Below are 13,694 nucleotides of genomic sequence, written 5' to 3'. Positions count from 1 at the left end.
ACCGCGCGCCGTGCGAGGAGTCGGCCCCCTCAAGCACATTGGTTCCGGGCCGCCCGGGCGGGGAGGCACAGGAGAGCGGTGGTCCGCCCCGTCACCGTCACCGTTCCCGGGACGTGGCGGGACGGGGCGGGGCGGACCACCGTCGGGGGTCAGACCTCCGACGACCGGCGTCCGCGGCGGATCGCGACCACCGCGGCGGTCAGACCCAGCACCCCCACGACCAGCCCCGCGATGCCCAGGCCACGGGCCGCGCCGTCACTGGACGACGCGGTGGCGGCCTTGGGCGCGGCGGGCGAGACGCTCGGGGACGCCGAGGCTGCGCCGCCGTCACCGGCCGCCGACTTGGTGAGGCTCAGCACCGGCGCCGGGTTCGCCGGTTCGGGCTGGCCCTGCTTGGCCTCGTCGATCCAGCGGACCGTCTTGCCGTCGGAGTAGGTCTGCAAGGTCTTGAACGACAGTTGGTCGGTGTCGTCGGGCAGCTGGCCGAAGGCGACGTTGAAGTCCTGGTACTGGCCAGGATCGATCTTGCCGCCGGTCCAGGTGATCTCCGAGGCAGCCTCGGTGATGCTGCCGTCGTCGGTCTTGATCGGGGTCTTGAGCTTGGCGGTCGTCACCTGAGCGGTCCAGCCGGGCATCGGCGCGACCAGGACGCCGAGGACGGGGTGGTCGGTGGGCACGAAGACCTGGACCTTCGTGGTGCTCGCGTTGTCCTCCTCGTTGGGGACGCGGAAGGTCAGGACGCCGTCCGTGGCACCCTTCGCGTAACTGCCGGGGTGAACGGTCACGTGCGCGAAGGCCACGCCGGCGGCGGCCAGCACTCCAGCCGATGCCAGCGCGGCCGCGAGCGCGGTCCGCCGCAGGGCACGCCGGACGACGGTACGTATGTGGATCATGAGCGGTACTCCGAAGGAGAACGTCGGGTTGGGGTCAGCGCGGATAACCGACGCCGACGGCGGCCCCCGACGGGACACGGCGTACCGCAGGAGCACCTGCCTCAGCGCCCGCGGAGCCGCCCCCGAGCCTCGCACCGGTCCACAGCGTGCAGGGTCCGGAATCGTATCCGTACGGGCCCGCCACCAGGCCGCGAGGCCGGGCACGAACGCCACGGCTCTGCGCAGCAGGGACCAAAGGGCCGCTTCGCCCCGCCGCAACCACCAGGACACCACAAGCGTCGCCGCGGTATGGGCCGCGACGGCATGGGGCGTCATCGCGTGGGCGTGCGTCATCCGCATGCCGTGCATGGCGAGGGCGGTGCGGGGCCGGGCGGCCTCGTAGGTGAAGTGCAGGCCCGCTTGGCCGGCGAGGGTCGCACCCGCGATCCCCGCCAATGAACGCTCACGGCCGCCGAGCAGGAAGCCGAGGACGAAGATCCCGAGGAATCCGGCGCCGTCCGCCCACAACGGCGGCAACTCCCCCGACGCCAGGCGATGCCCCCCGACAGCAAGCAGCACGCACATCGCGGCGAACACCGTCGCGCGCACGCCGCGTACCGTCCTGGAGAGACCCATGGTGGCGGCATCCTCCCACGCGGCACCGCCAGCCGGGCTCATCAGGTGAGGTCCGCCCCCACAACGCCGTAACCCGCCTCCGCGATCGCGACACGCACCCCCGCGTCGTCGACATCGGCACCTTCCACGACGTCGACCACGACCGTCCGGGCCGCCAGGTCCACCGTGACCTCACGGACGCCCGCCACCGCGGAAACCGTGTCCAATACGCCTGCGGCACAGTGCCCACAGCTCATTCCCGTGACGGTGTAGCTCTTGCGACCCATCGAGTCAGCTCCTCGCGCAGGTGCGGCATCCGATCCGTTACGGCATGGAGTACGAAACGACAGGCTGCCCTGTTCATCACCACCCACACGCGGATCGGCGCCCCGTCTCGGTCCACCATTCACCGGTCGGCGGCCAACGGGTCGGCGGCATAGGTGAGACGGACCACGCCGTCGGCATCGCGTCGCGCCGACGCGGCCACACCGAAAACCTTCGCCAGTACCTCCGGCGTGAGGACATCGAGGACGGGACCGGCGGCCACGGCGGTCCCCTCGTCGAGCACGACCAGGTGATCACAGAAGCGGGCCGCGAGATCGAGGTCGTGCAGTACCGCGAGCGTCGTGGTGGCGGTGGACCGGACCAGGTGCAGCAGTTCGAACCGGGCGCGGATGTCGAGGTGGTTGGTCAGCTCGTCCAGTACGAGGAGATGTGGCTGCTGGGCCAAAGCCCGGGCCAGCAGCACCCGTTGACGCTCGCCGCCGGACAGCGAGCCGTAGTCGCGGTGTGCCAGGTGCCGTACGGCGCACAGGTCGATGGCCTCCTCCACCGCCTGCCGGTCGCGCGGCCCGTCACGCCCCAGAAGTCCGTGGTGCGGTGCCCGCCCGAGCGCGATGGTCTCGGTGACCGTGAGTCCTCCGGTACTGCCGGTCCCGTCCTGGAGGACCGCGGCGGTCCGCAGCGCGGCAGCCCGGGAGCCCAGCTCCCCGCCGACCCTGACCACCCCGTCGGCGGGCCTCAGCGAACGGTACACAGCACGCAGCAGAGTCGACTTGCCGCTGCCGTTCGGCCCGACCAGACCCACGAAGTCGCCAGGGCCGGCCTCGATGTCCACGCCGCCGAGGATCCGATGGCGGTCCAGCGTCACGTGGAGCTGATCAACGGAGAGTCTCATGGTGTTCAGTCCAGACCCTTGTTGCGGCGCAGCAACCACAAGAAGAAAGGAGCGCCCAGCAGGGCGGTGAGGATACCGAGCGGCAGCTCGTTGGGACGGTTGAGGGTGCGGGACAGCAGGTCGACCAGCACCAGATAGACCGCTCCGAGCAGCGCGGACAGCGGCAGCAGCCTGCGATGGTCGGCGCCGACGGTGAGTCGTACCAGGTGCGGGATCATGAGACCGACGAACCCGATGCTGCCCGCGACCGCGATCACCGCGCCGGTGAGCAGGGCACTGAGCAGGAGCAGAACCGTCCGCAGCCGGTTGACGTCGGTGCCCAGGGAGGTGGCGGTCTCGTCGCCGGCGAGCAGCACGTTCAGCCGGCGGCCGAACATGGCCAGCAGCACCGTGCAGCCGACTACGACCACCGTGACAGCGGGCAATTGGTGCCACTGTGCACCGGCCACGCTGCCGAGCATCCAGAACATCACCGTACGCAGTTCGGTGGGCGTGGCCTGCAACTGCACATAGCTGGTCGCCGACAGGAACACGTACCCGACCGCTACTCCCGCCAGGATGAGCCGCGTTGGCGCCATCCGGCCGCGCCGCCGCCCCAGCCAGAACACCAGCGCGCCCGCGAGGACCGAGCCCACGAAGGCCGCGGCCGAAACACCGAGGCCCAGCAGTGCCGTTCCGCCGCCCAGGGTGATGACGACGACGGCGCCGAGCGTGGCGCCGTAGGAGAAACCGAGCACGATGGGATCGGCCAGCGGGTTGGCGACCACGGTCTGTAGCACCGCGCCGGACAGGGCGAGCCCCGCCCCGACGAGCGCGGCGAGGACGACACGCGGGGTGCGGAACGTCCACACGATCTGGTCGACCGCGATGTCGTCGGGCACCCGCCCGATCCCGGTGACGTGGTGCAGGACGATGCGCCACACGACTCCCAACGGCACGTTCACCGCACCGATGCTGACGGCCACCAGCATGACGAAGACAAGGACGCAGGGCAGAACAGCGAGAGCGATGGCAGCGCGCCGGCGGCCCGGTGGGTTCAGAACGCGTCCGGGTGGAGCTTCTTCGCGATCCGCTCGACAGCCAGGTCGTTGTCGGGGCTCAGGTAGATCGAGTCGGACAGTGTCACGTACATGTGGTTCTTCGCGGCCGACCACTGGGGGAACTCCTTGAACAGTTTCTCGGCGTAGGCCGCGGGATTCGGATCGTTGTACGCGATGATGACGAGCGCGTCGACGACCGTGGCCGCCACCTTCTCCTTGCTCAGGTCGGCGAACGACGTCTTCGACGCCGAGGCGAAGGCATTGACGGCACCGGCCTTGCCGAGAATGTCGTTGTATATGCCGTTGGCCACCACGGAGCTGAAGTCGTTGCTACCCATCGACATGTTCGTGAACAGCATCGTGACTTGCGGCTTCTTCTTGCCGGACACCTTCGAGGAGACAGCTGCGATGTGCTTGCGCGACGCGGCAATGATTTTTTCCGCACGGTCGGACACCTGGAATATGCGACCCATGTCGCGCAGGAGGCCGTAGCTGTCCTCGATGGTGAGCTTCGAGTTCTCGTCGTGGCAGCCCTGCGGTGATATGTAGGTGCGCGCGCCGACGTTCTGCAACTCGTCGCGGGTGGCGAATCCGTTCTTGGCGTCGAAGCCGTACGACGTCGTCGACAGGACGAGGTCGGGGCGCAGCCCGATCATCGACTCCCGCGGAATGTCGAAGGCTTCGTTCTGCTTGATGCCGCCGGTCGGCAGCTTCTTGATGGCTTCGGCGCGGCCCGGGACTTCGGACGTGCCGTACGACTGCTGGTTCGCGACGATCCTGTCTCCGAGGCCCAGCGCGAGCAGGGTCGAGACTTCGGCGACGGATGCGCCGTTCATGACGACGACCCTTTTCGGCGCCTTCTCGAAGACCTGGCTCGTGCCGCAATTCTCGATCTTCACGGGATAGCCGGAGCGTGCGGCAGCAGCTTCCGCGCGGCCGTCGGCCCCGTCTTGATCCGTCGGCCCCCCGCACGCCGCGCCGCCGAGGCTCAGGGCGATGACGGCCGCAGCGGCGACTACTGGTCTTTTGACGGCCATACGTGGTGCTCCTCGGAGACGGACGGCAGGGGCCGTTCGAACGCCCCGGAGCAGTAGTCGGACAAAGTTGCCTACCGGTTCCCGGCACGTATGAGAATTGCTGTCGGCTGCTCCCGCACCGGGACGGGGGTAGGCAGTCACAGCAGTGGATAGGAGCGCGGAGCGCGCTCAGCAGCCTGTAATGCGGCGCCACGACCGCCCCGTCGACACTCACCTGCACGGCGGTGTGCACGGCGTCCTCGGCGGCCCGCAACACCTCGATGAGCGTTTCAAGAGGATCGGCGGCGGCGCGGCGGCGGACACCTCGACGAACCTCTCCCCCACCCAGCCGCGTACACCGAAGCCGGGAACAGCGGTTAACTCCCTTACAAAGAACAGCACTTCTTCAGCGAAGGCGCGCACGGCATGCACGGTGATCGCCCGACCCAGCGGATACTCGAAGCCGTCCTCGACCGCCGCAGCCAGCCGCAACACCTCAGTCTCCGGAAGATCTGGGCCTACCACGCCGAGAACACCCAGGCCGTCTTCCTCGGCAACCCCAGACTCTCCAAGCCTGAACGGGCCCGAGTCCAGGCCGCGTTCGACCGCGCCACCCGCGTCGTCGCCGAGATCGACGCCACCGGACACGCCGACGGGAGCCCGCTCACGACGCATGACCACGAGGTTGAGGCCAGGGTCCGGGCGGCGATGCGGCAACTCTCGCCGGACCCGTCCCCGACGGCCTGAAGGGCGACGTCAAGAGCTTGTGCACCCTGGCGGAGGTGCCGCGGGTGACGCTCTGCCGCAACTGCCCACATCTAAACGCCGAGTTCGACCGCCGGCGCTCCGCCGCCCGGGAGGCCGGGCAGCAACCCGCACCGCGGCTTGCCCAGATCGCTTGACCTTGCCGCTGGCGGCAGGGTTGCACGATGACCAGCATGAACAGCACCGCATCGCAGAGCAGCAGGGTCGTCGCCGTCACTGGAGCAGGCACCGGGATCGGCCGGGCCACCGCCCGCGTCTTCGCCGCCGAGGGCGCCCACGTGGTCGCGATCGGGCGGCGGCCCGAGCCGCTCAAGGAGACCGCTGCCGGGCACGACCGGATCATGCCGCTGGCCGCCGACATCACCGCCGAGGGAGAGTCCGATCGCATCATCCAGGCCGTGCTCAAGACACACGGCCGGCTGGACGTGCTGGTCAACAACGCCGGCATAGTGCGCAGCGGCGCCCTCGGCACGCTGACGCCAGAGATGATCACGGCTCAGCTCACCACCAACCTCGTCGCCCCCATACTGCTGGCCCAGGCCGCGCTGCCACCCCTGGAGACGGCAAGCGGAGTGATCGTCAATGTCAGTACGTCGGTGGGACAGCGGGCCTGGCCCGGCAACTCGGTCTACGCGGCGACCAAGACCGCCCTGGAGCTGCTGACCCGCAGCTGGGCGGTCGAGTTGGCACCCCGCGGGATCCGGGTGGTGGCGGTTGCCCCCGGCGCGATCGACACCCCCATCGGTGAGCACCAGGGCCTGACGCCGGAGCGGATGGCCGCAGTGCGGGAGTGGCAGCTGGCGCACACCCCGCTGGGCCGGATCGGCCGACCCGAGGAGGTGGCCTGGGCTATCAGCCGGCTCACCGCACCGGCCGCATCCTTCGTCACCGGAGTGGTACTACCCGTCGACGGCGGGGCAGTCGTGGCGTGATAGGAGTGGCCCGGGAGGTGGGATGGGTGCGGATCGGTGAACTGGCCAAGGCGACCGGGACGTCCGCCCGTGCGCTGCGGCACTACGAGCAGGCCGGGCTGATCTCCTCGGAACGGGCCCCCAATGGCTACCGCGTCTACAACGAGCGGGCCGTGGCGCGGGTTCGTAACATCCGCTACCTGCTGGCTGCGGGGCTCACCCTGGACGACGTGCGCGTGTTCCTGCCGTGCCTGGACGGCGATGTGGCCGCCGCACCGCCCTCGGACAAGGGCCTGCGGGTCGCGCTGGAACGCCTGGCGGTCCTCAACGAACGGATTGCCGCCCAGACCGAGGCCCGCGATCGGCTGGAAGGAGCACTCCGGGAGAAGACCGACGATCGAATCCGCTCCTGGTTGGCGCACACATGGCCGCTCTCGAAGCGCCCGGACAGTTCGGCGGCGGCGCCGGCCCACCGCGGAGAGAGAAAGACATCGGGCGACACACCGTCCCCGTAGCGCAGCGCCTCGGCCATGGCCCGGCCGATCTCGCCCACTCCGATGATGCCGATGCTCCGCACTGTGCCTTCCGCCATGAAATGTGGTGGGCATTACCCGTGTTGGTGCGGGCCAAAGAATCTGTCCGCACGCACGCAGAAGACCGGCGGCCCGGGCCAGCTGCGCCGCGCCGCTGACCTCGGACTGACAACGGGACTCGTGATCGATGCCCGGGTCGGCTGGCAGCCACCTCACCTCACACCGGCCACGTTCCCCCGAGGAAGCCGCCGCCCGCCATCGCGCCGCTCCATCCCGACGTGGCCGAACATCTGATGCGAGAGGCAACCTCTCGCCACCCGGACGTCCTGGACCGTGCCTGGCTCGTGGACGCCGACGACTCCGTGCACGAGGTGTATGCCGCCACTGATCGCGGAGCCGCCCCAACCACGCGCTCCTGATCTGCGTCGTCACCATCACCCACCGACATGACGCACCGTCAGAAAGGTCAGCATTGGGATTGCTGAACCCGCCCACACAAGTTCGCACTATCCGGTGCACACACCCTCGTCCTGGCGCCGCATGAGAGAGCTCCGGACTGAGGGGAGAGAACGCTTCCTACTTGGCCGCCCGCCTCAGTCAAGCGGGCATCCGTCCCAACATCCCCGCCGCTCAGCGCACACGACCCCGCGGTTTCAGCGCCACAGGCGGTAGTTCGGGGGCCGGGATCGGAGGCCCGTCTTAGCCCTTCACCTCACCGAAGCGATCACCGTTCATCCACTCCGAACGGGCTTGTGCGACATCCTCGTTAGAACCGCCGACGAAGTTCCAGAGCAATTTGGTTCGCCCCGTGAGCCAAGTCTGTACCTACTGCGCTTACCACCGCGCTCACCCTCTCGCCACCAGCGCGCAGTCCCCAACATCCGCTTGCTGTGTTGATCCCCACCGCCACGAATTCCCGGTCGGTCTGTTGCCGGTGAGCACGTGAGTGTCGTTCCGGGTCGCTAGGGTGCGGCGCGTGCAATCGCTGATCACCGCCATTTCCGAACACGCCGACGCTGCCAGCTACCTGGCCTGGCCGGGCGACTTCGACCTCGGCCGGGGAGACCATGGCGAGGCCGTCCACCTCGCGTCGGGCGCGGCTCTGGACGGTTTCGCGGGTGATGGAGCAGGAGGCACGTACTTCTTCTGTGGCGATGGCGCTGAGGAACGTCCGGTCCTGTACGCGGACTCCGAAGGTTGCGCGTCGCTGATCGCTATCGGCCTGCCGGAACTCCTGCGGCTCCTCCTGGTCGCGCCCTGGTGGCGCGACCGCCGAGCCTTTATTGCCGAGAAGAGGGGTGAGCTGGCCGCCCAGTACATGGAGGACATGCCCGACGTGGCTGTTCGCCGGGACCGAGCGGCCGCTGCTCTCGGCCTTGACCTTCCCACTGAGACCGACGTACTGGCCCGCTTGCGCGAGGTCGCGACCGAGGCAGGCAAGGACTTCATCCTGATCTTCACGCCGGAGGATGAGCCCTACGACCCGCTGATCAAGGGTTGAGCGGCGTGCCCGTCATCGACGAACTCGGCACTACTGAACTTGATCGGGGGGTGTCAGAACTGGCCCGCCCGACGAAATGAGTCGCCCGCCTCGGGGGCCTGCGGGTGCTGCCGGAGCAGTCCACCGGAAAAGGATCTTTCCGTGAGCCAGCCCCTGCCGCAGTTGCCGGAGCCGGAGCCGGAGCCGGAGTTCATCTTGGTCCGCAACGAGGCTCCGCCCGGGGTTCCCCCTCACTGCTGTCGACCTCGGTGAGACCGGCGTCCCGGGCGGGCCAGTGCACTCCCGCCCACTGTGATCAAGGCTCCGGTCACGCTCGCCAGGAGTCGCAGGTGGCTGGGATCGCCCTGCGACCAGCACTTACCCGTCTCACCTGGTGAGGCCGTGGTCGGCCGGGCAGAATCGGACGTATGGCAGCGAACCGGCGCCTCGAGCACACCCCTGACGGCCACTTCGTCGTCATCGACGGGCGCAAGTGGCGGGCGACCGACCCGGCACTCCCCGAAGACATTGCGTCCCGCCTTCGCAAGCACCTCATGGCAGCCCGGCGTGCAGTGCGCTCCGCGCTCACGAACGGCGACGAAGCGGCCGTGCGGAAAGCCCGAGAGCGTGTACAGCGTGCGAAGGTCGCTCTCGGAGAGCGCGGCACCCCTTGGTGGGAGCAGAGCGCCGATGAGCGGCGTCGTCGCTGGGAGGATGGCCTGTCCGCGCTCGACGAGGCCGAATCCGCCTGAGAACTCAACGCCCCGCTCAAAGGCTGAAAGGTCGGGACGCTGTCCGGCCCACCGGACTGGCCCAGACAGTCTGACCGGGGGGAACTCGCGCATGGCTGGGGACGTAGGCACCTCTACCGGGGCGAACTACTGGCCGCGAAGGCCCCGTTGAAGACCGCCTTCGCGAACCGCTCGCCGATACGCCGATGGGTCGCCGCATCCGGATGCAGCTGGTCGGGCAGCGGCAACTCCATGAAGTCCCGCTCGCCGTACAGCTCCTGACCGTCGAGGTAGTGCAGGTTGGGGTCGTCGGTCGCGCGCTGCGCCACGATCCGGGCGAGCTCCTCGCGGATCACCTTCAAGGTGAGCTTCCCCGCCGTCACTTCGGCCGGATCACCGGTGGCCTTGAAGCGCAGCCTCCCCGCAGCGAGGGCTTCGGGATCGAAAGCGGCGGGGCCGGGTGTGTCCTCGTGGATCGGGCAATGGATCGGCGAGATCACCAGCAGCGGCGCCGTCGTGTGGCCCTCGCGGATCGTGTCGAGGAAACCGTGCACGGCGGGGCCGAAGGCGCGCAGCCGCATCAGGTCCAGGTTGACGAGATTGAGGCCGATCTTGACGCTGATCAAATCTGCGGGGGTGTCCCGCATCGCCCGCGCGATGAACGGATCGAGCAGCGCGCTGCCGCCGAACCCCAGATTCACCAGCTCCACGTCGTTGAGCGCGGCGGCGAGCGCGGGCCACGTGGTGCTTGGGCTCGCCGCGTCGGATCCGTGGCTGACCGAACTGCCATGGTGCAGCCAGGTCTTGCGGCTCCGCTCGGGCAACGGCTCCACCGGTGCGCTGGTGCGCAGCGCGAGCAGCTCGGTGGTCTCGTTGTGCGGCAACCAGATCTCCACGACCTTGTCGCGCTCGGGCAGCCCGGCAAAACGCAGCGTGCCCACGGCACCCGGCGTGTGCTGAGCCGAGCCGTTCGTCATGTCGATGGTCAGCGTGTCACCGCCGCTCACACTTGCCTGGGCGGCCAGTTCACCGTCGATCCGGAGATCGTAGAGCCCGGCCGGACGCGGGGGGCCGCCGGCGTACACCCTCCTGGTGAGCAGGGTGTCCAGCTCCAACGCCGTGGCTCGGGTCCGTACCGCGATCCGTACGCCGGAGGGCTGAGACTCGGCCATGGCGAGCTGCCCGTCCGCGCACTGCGCCCGGGCGCGCGCGGGCAACCGGTGCGGCAGCAGGCCACGGGCAGTCTGCTCCAGTCCCAGTGCGCCGCGTACGAGGGCTGTGGTGAGCGGGGTGGTGATCCAGTCGGTGTCGGCGGAGCTGCGGAGGGGGTCGTCCATGGTTCATGGCCTCGCGGTGATTAGAAGTGGATTCGGCGGGCGGTCATCGGGGGGGCTCGGCGGGTAGTGATCGGGCGTGGCTCAGCGGCCCAGTTGCGCAGCAGCGCGTCCACCGCGTCTACGATCCGCGCCAAGCTCGCGGCGGAATCCGGAGCGCTGTGACGGAGGCCGTCACTGACTTCCAAGGCGACGTAACAAGCGAGCTCGCCCCTCTGCCTGCGTCAATCGCTGCGGTATTGCTCTGCCCGTGCCATCCGCCGGCCTCCTCGCCGGTGCCGCCGTACCCTTGCCTTCAAGTAGTATGCATTTACCTAAGCCTTTTAGGCAACCTTCATTCAAGGTTAGGCATCCACTCACTGACGCACAGTACGGTTGGGGGTGAGTCACCTAGGAGATGAAGGGGTGGCACTTGGCCGGCAGCTGGCTGGAGGGGCCACGAAGCGGCTGTTCCCAAGGTGCGCCGGTTGCGACGAGAGGCTGCCTCGCGCCGCAAGTTCCGCGAGCTCCTCTAGTAGCTCGGGACGAAGGCCACGGCCAGGCTTCGGCACCGCCGATCGCTGCGGTCCACGTACAGGATCTTGAGGCCACGAGTAGCCCGTGGCAGGCTCATGCCGCATGATCGACGATTTCGCGAAGGACACCCTGCACGGGAGACTGCGGCGGGACCGGCAGGCGCTGCTCTGGAAACTCGACGGCTTGTCCGAATACGACGTCCGCCGGCCTCTGACGGTGACCGGGACCAACCTCCTCGGCCTGGTGAAACACGTGGCCAGCGTCGAGGCCAGATACTTGGGCGAGGTCTTCGGCCGACCGTCCCCGGAGCCGCTGCCCCGGTGGCAGGACCACGACGGCAGCGATCTGTGGGCGGCTGAGGACGAGGCGCGCGATCAGATCATCGAGTCCTACCAGCACACGTGGGAACACTCGGACGCGACGATCGACGAGCTTGCCCTGGATGCCGCCGGCCAAGTGCCGTGGTGGCCGGAGCCTCATCGCAACACGAACCTGTTCGCCATCTTGGTCCACGTCCTCGGCGAGACCAACCGGCATGCCGGGCATGCCGACGTCCTGCGTGAAGGTGTCGACGGCCGCACCGGGATGCGTCCCGAGCACGAGATGCAGATCGATGAGGAAGCCCGCGCCGCCTACTGCGCGAAGATCGAGCAGGCCGCCAGATCGGCCGCCTCAGTCAAGGCATAGAGGGATGTTCCCCGTGACTTGCTGCTTGATGTTCGAGCGGCATGGACCGGCCGTGAGTGCTGATCTGCCGAAGCGTCCGGTCCCGATGAACTTCGGAGGCCGGTCGCTCCGTTACTGCCGTCGTTCGCGGCTTGATCAACGTGGCGGGGCCACTTCGCGCGACCAGCGGGCCGTGTTCACCGCCGAGGTGTACGTGCTGACCAGCGGCTGCGCCTAGCGCCCACTGCCGCCGACGTTCGGCACACCTCGCCACGCAAGAAGGGCAGCAAGCTGCACGCGCTGTCCGATGCCCAGGACATTCCGCTCGCGGCCGCGCCGTATCAGGTGCAAACATGCACGGCAGCCTCGCCCTCAAGCCACTCACTCTCGTCATCCCCGCCGTCCTGTCCGGCCGGCAACCACGGCGGCGGTCGCCCCCCAAACTCCGCGCGGACAAGGCGTACTTCTTCACCGTCGCCCGGGCAGGCCGCCGTTGGCGCTACTTCCTGCGTGATCACCCGCACTGGAACACGGTCTACGCCTACTTCGGGAAAGGGAAACACGATGGAATCTTCGGGCAGCTCAACGCGCTGCTGCGGCGCCGGGTCCGCGAGGATGCGGGCCGCAGCCCGGAGCCGACCGGCGTCGTGATCGACGCGCAGAGCGTGACGACCTCCACCAACGTCCCCGTCCGCGAGCAGAGCGCTGACGTGGGCGAAGGAATCATCGGCCGCAAGCGCAGCATCGTCGTCGGCACCGCCGTACTGATGCCCGCTGTTCTCGTCACCGCCGTCGGCATCCTTCCGCCTTCCGTCGCCCTGGGTACCGGACGGCTTGCAGCCCGGCTAACCGAAGTTGCCCCGAAAGCCAGTGGCGCCTTGGGTGCCGCAGTTGTTCCTGGGCATCGCCAGCGGGGGCTGTCCAGCGTTGCTGGTCAGGAAGCCAGGGCCATCCGCCGTCGCGCCGGCCGCACTGCTGGAGGAGTGATTGACACACACATTCCCGAACGTGGCGTTGCCCAGCCCACCAATGACGTCAGCGTGGACCGGCCCGGCGGAAGCGAGAGCGCCACCGAGCAAGACCGCTCCCATCACACCCGTGCGATGTGTCCAAGACGCCTGCATTACTGCTCCTCACCGATGGGACTACACGTCGTCGCACCAACGACCCAGGCCGCCGCCAAGGCACGGCAGTGGGCCGAGCCGCCGACCCCTCCGAGCTGTCGAGGGCAACGGCCCACACCGCCGGAGTCCGGGCCAATGCCGACGCAATCCGGCGCCCGGCCATAGGACGCGATTGGCCCGGGGGGCGTCACCGTCTGAGCAGGCCGCACGATTTGAGAGCGGTCGGCCGTCAAACTGCTGGCGTCGCGCGGGGCCGGTTCCTTGGCGCACCATTCCTTGGGACACGACCTTCGCCCTCATGGGCCAACGTCTGTGGCACCTGGCTCGAATTGGACTGAATCTCTCCTGCGGGCCCATCAGGCAGGGGAATACAGTCAACTCATGAGTATGAAGCCACGGTTGATCGTTCCGGACCCCGACACCGCCGCGACCTACTACCAGAAAACCATGGGCGCCGAGGAGGTCTTCCGAGCCCAGGATGACAACGGTCGCGTGATGGTCGTCGTCCTACAGGTCGACGGTTCCCCGTTCTCCCTGTCCCCGGCGGTGCCCGAGTGGGGCTGGCTCTCGCCGGACGACATCGGTGGCTCCCCGGTCCTCCTGGAGGCGGAGTTCGCCGACCAGGACGCCGTCGCGGAGCGGATGGTCGCCGGGGGAGGCACCGTGATCGTACCGGTGGAGAACCGGCCGTACGGCAAGCGGGAGGGACGCCTCCGCGACCCGTTCGGTCACCTGTGGATCGTCACTGGCGAGCTGCGCTGAAGCACGGGCAGTCGACGAAGAGCAATCAGGCCAACGGGCCCTAGCCCTTCCTGCGTTCGCCGCCGGGCCGCCGGCCCCGCGTCACCGATCCATTACGGCATGAAGATCGGCGAGGGCAAGCACCACACCTGAGCCCTGCTCTGCCGCGCCCG

The 13,694-nt window shown here is 68.7% G+C and carries 13 protein-coding genes and 2 pseudogenes; 8 read left to right on the top strand and 7 right to left on the bottom strand.

Annotated elements, in window-relative coordinates; all coding sequences use genetic code 11:
• Positions 1–149 precede the first annotated feature (149 nt).
• From DWB77_RS36180 to DWB77_RS36155, 5 genes are all read right to left on the bottom strand, one after another.
• Entirely contained in the window at positions 150–893 is a 744-nt protein-coding gene (locus DWB77_RS36180; protein WP_120728635.1) for a YcnI family protein, read from the bottom strand.
• Positions 894–1,549: 656 nt separating this feature from the next.
• Positions 1,550–1,774, bottom strand: coding sequence for a heavy-metal-associated domain-containing protein (locus DWB77_RS36170; protein WP_120726872.1), 225 nt, complete (start codon positions 1,772–1,774; stop codon positions 1,550–1,552).
• Positions 1,775–1,893: 119 nt separating this feature from the next.
• On the bottom strand, positions 1,894–2,664 hold the full coding sequence (locus DWB77_RS36165; protein WP_120726870.1) for an ABC transporter ATP-binding protein: 771 nt from the start codon (positions 2,662–2,664) through the stop codon (positions 1,894–1,896).
• A 5-nt stretch (positions 2,665–2,669) separates the two neighbouring features.
• Complete coding sequence (locus tag DWB77_RS36160) at positions 2,670–3,635, bottom strand: FecCD family ABC transporter permease (RefSeq protein ID WP_120726868.1); 966 nt, start codon at positions 3,633–3,635, stop codon at positions 2,670–2,672.
• 65 nt (positions 3,636–3,700) lie between these two features.
• Positions 3,701–4,741 (bottom strand): ABC transporter substrate-binding protein, encoded by a 1,041-nt coding sequence (locus tag DWB77_RS36155; protein ID WP_120726866.1) that lies wholly within the window; start codon positions 4,739–4,741, stop codon positions 3,701–3,703.
• Between the two features lie 405 nt (positions 4,742–5,146).
• On the opposite strand from DWB77_RS36155, the gene DWB77_RS38115 reads away from it, so the two are divergent.
• The 3 genes and pseudogenes from DWB77_RS38115 to DWB77_RS36145 form a co-directional block, all read left to right on the top strand.
• Positions 5,147–5,467 carry an amidohydrolase gene (locus DWB77_RS38115; protein WP_162952288.1) on the top strand — a complete coding sequence of 107 codons (321 nt, stop codon included), beginning with the start codon at positions 5,147–5,149 and terminating at the stop codon, positions 5,465–5,467.
• Positions 5,468–5,649: 182 nt separating this feature from the next.
• Positions 5,650–6,417: an SDR family NAD(P)-dependent oxidoreductase gene (locus tag DWB77_RS36150; RefSeq protein ID WP_120726864.1), complete on the top strand. Its 768-nt coding sequence runs from the start codon at positions 5,650–5,652 to the stop codon at positions 6,415–6,417.
• A 26-nt stretch (positions 6,418–6,443) separates the two neighbouring features.
• Positions 6,444–6,803 (top strand): annotated as a pseudogene (locus tag DWB77_RS36145) (MerR family transcriptional regulator); the annotation flags it as partial.
• 756 nt (positions 6,804–7,559) lie between these two features.
• On the opposite strand, the pseudogene DWB77_RS39085 reads toward DWB77_RS36145, so the two are convergent.
• Positions 7,560–7,688: pseudogene (locus DWB77_RS39085) on the bottom strand (pirin family protein); the annotation flags it as partial.
• Positions 7,689–7,905: 217 nt separating this feature from the next.
• On the opposite strand from DWB77_RS39085, the gene DWB77_RS36135 reads away from it, so the two are divergent.
• Together DWB77_RS36135 and DWB77_RS36130 are read left to right on the top strand one after the other, a co-directional pair.
• Positions 7,906–8,430 carry a hypothetical protein gene (locus tag DWB77_RS36135; protein WP_120728633.1) on the top strand — a complete coding sequence of 175 codons (525 nt, stop codon included), beginning with the start codon at positions 7,906–7,908 and terminating at the stop codon, positions 8,428–8,430.
• A 407-nt stretch (positions 8,431–8,837) separates the two neighbouring features.
• Positions 8,838–9,161 carry a hypothetical protein gene (locus tag DWB77_RS36130; RefSeq protein ID WP_120726862.1) on the top strand — a complete coding sequence of 108 codons (324 nt, stop codon included), beginning with the start codon at positions 8,838–8,840 and terminating at the stop codon, positions 9,159–9,161.
• A gap of 113 nt (positions 9,162–9,274) precedes the next feature.
• Here the strand turns inward: DWB77_RS36130 and DWB77_RS36125 are convergent, their stop codons facing one another.
• The gene (locus DWB77_RS36125; RefSeq protein ID WP_120726860.1) at positions 9,275–10,477 is read right to left on the bottom strand and encodes an SGNH/GDSL hydrolase family protein; all 1,203 of its coding nucleotides are present in this window, start codon (positions 10,475–10,477) and stop codon (positions 9,275–9,277) included.
• Positions 10,478–11,092: 615 nt separating this feature from the next.
• Between DWB77_RS36125 and DWB77_RS36115 the strand changes: the two genes are divergently transcribed.
• From DWB77_RS36115 to DWB77_RS36105, 3 genes are all read left to right on the top strand, one after another.
• On the top strand, positions 11,093–11,677 hold the full coding sequence (locus tag DWB77_RS36115) for a DinB family protein (protein WP_120726858.1): 585 nt from the start codon (positions 11,093–11,095) through the stop codon (positions 11,675–11,677).
• 332 nt (positions 11,678–12,009) lie between these two features.
• Positions 12,010–12,945, top strand: a complete 936-nt coding sequence (locus DWB77_RS36110) for a transposase (RefSeq protein WP_120726856.1) — start codon at positions 12,010–12,012, stop codon at positions 12,943–12,945.
• Between the two features lie 216 nt (positions 12,946–13,161).
• Positions 13,162–13,542 (top strand): VOC family protein, encoded by a 381-nt coding sequence (locus tag DWB77_RS36105; protein ID WP_120726855.1) that lies wholly within the window; start codon positions 13,162–13,164, stop codon positions 13,540–13,542.
• Positions 13,543–13,694 lie beyond the last annotated feature (152 nt).

This window comes from Streptomyces hundungensis (assembly GCF_003627815.1).
Taxonomy (GTDB): domain Bacteria; phylum Actinomycetota; class Actinomycetes; order Streptomycetales; family Streptomycetaceae; genus Streptomyces; species Streptomyces hundungensis_A.
Note: the sequence above shows the minus strand (reverse complement) of the source record. Positions and strands in the feature narration are given on the sequence as shown.

Excerpts from the sequence above, each read along its gene's own strand:
- DWB77_RS36180 (WP_120728635.1), bottom strand. The coding sequence starts at position 893 with ATGATCCACATACGTACCGTCGTCCGGCGTGCCCTGCGGCGGACCGCG.
- DWB77_RS36170 (WP_120726872.1), bottom strand. The coding sequence starts at position 1,774 with ATGGGTCGCAAGAGCTACACCGTCACGGGAATGAGCTGTGGGCACTGT.
- DWB77_RS36165 (WP_120726870.1), bottom strand. The coding sequence starts at position 2,664 with ATGAGACTCTCCGTTGATCAGCTCCACGTGACGCTGGACCGCCATCGG.
- DWB77_RS36160 (WP_120726868.1), bottom strand. The coding sequence starts at position 3,635 with ATGCTGGTGGCCGTCAGCATCGGTGCGGTGAACGTGCCGTTGGGAGTC.
- DWB77_RS36155 (WP_120726866.1), bottom strand. The coding sequence starts at position 4,741 with ATGGCCGTCAAAAGACCAGTAGTCGCCGCTGCGGCCGTCATCGCCCTG.
- DWB77_RS38115 (WP_162952288.1), top strand. The coding sequence starts at position 5,147 with ATGCACGGTGATCGCCCGACCCAGCGGATACTCGAAGCCGTCCTCGAC.
- DWB77_RS36150 (WP_120726864.1), top strand. The coding sequence starts at position 5,650 with ATGACCAGCATGAACAGCACCGCATCGCAGAGCAGCAGGGTCGTCGCC.
- DWB77_RS36130 (WP_120726862.1), top strand. The coding sequence starts at position 8,838 with ATGGCAGCGAACCGGCGCCTCGAGCACACCCCTGACGGCCACTTCGTC.
- DWB77_RS36125 (WP_120726860.1), bottom strand. The coding sequence starts at position 10,477 with ATGGACGACCCCCTCCGCAGCTCCGCCGACACCGACTGGATCACCACC.
- DWB77_RS36115 (WP_120726858.1), top strand. The coding sequence starts at position 11,093 with ATGATCGACGATTTCGCGAAGGACACCCTGCACGGGAGACTGCGGCGG.
- DWB77_RS36110 (WP_120726856.1), top strand. The coding sequence starts at position 12,010 with ATGCACGGCAGCCTCGCCCTCAAGCCACTCACTCTCGTCATCCCCGCC.
- DWB77_RS36105 (WP_120726855.1), top strand. The coding sequence starts at position 13,162 with ATGAGTATGAAGCCACGGTTGATCGTTCCGGACCCCGACACCGCCGCG.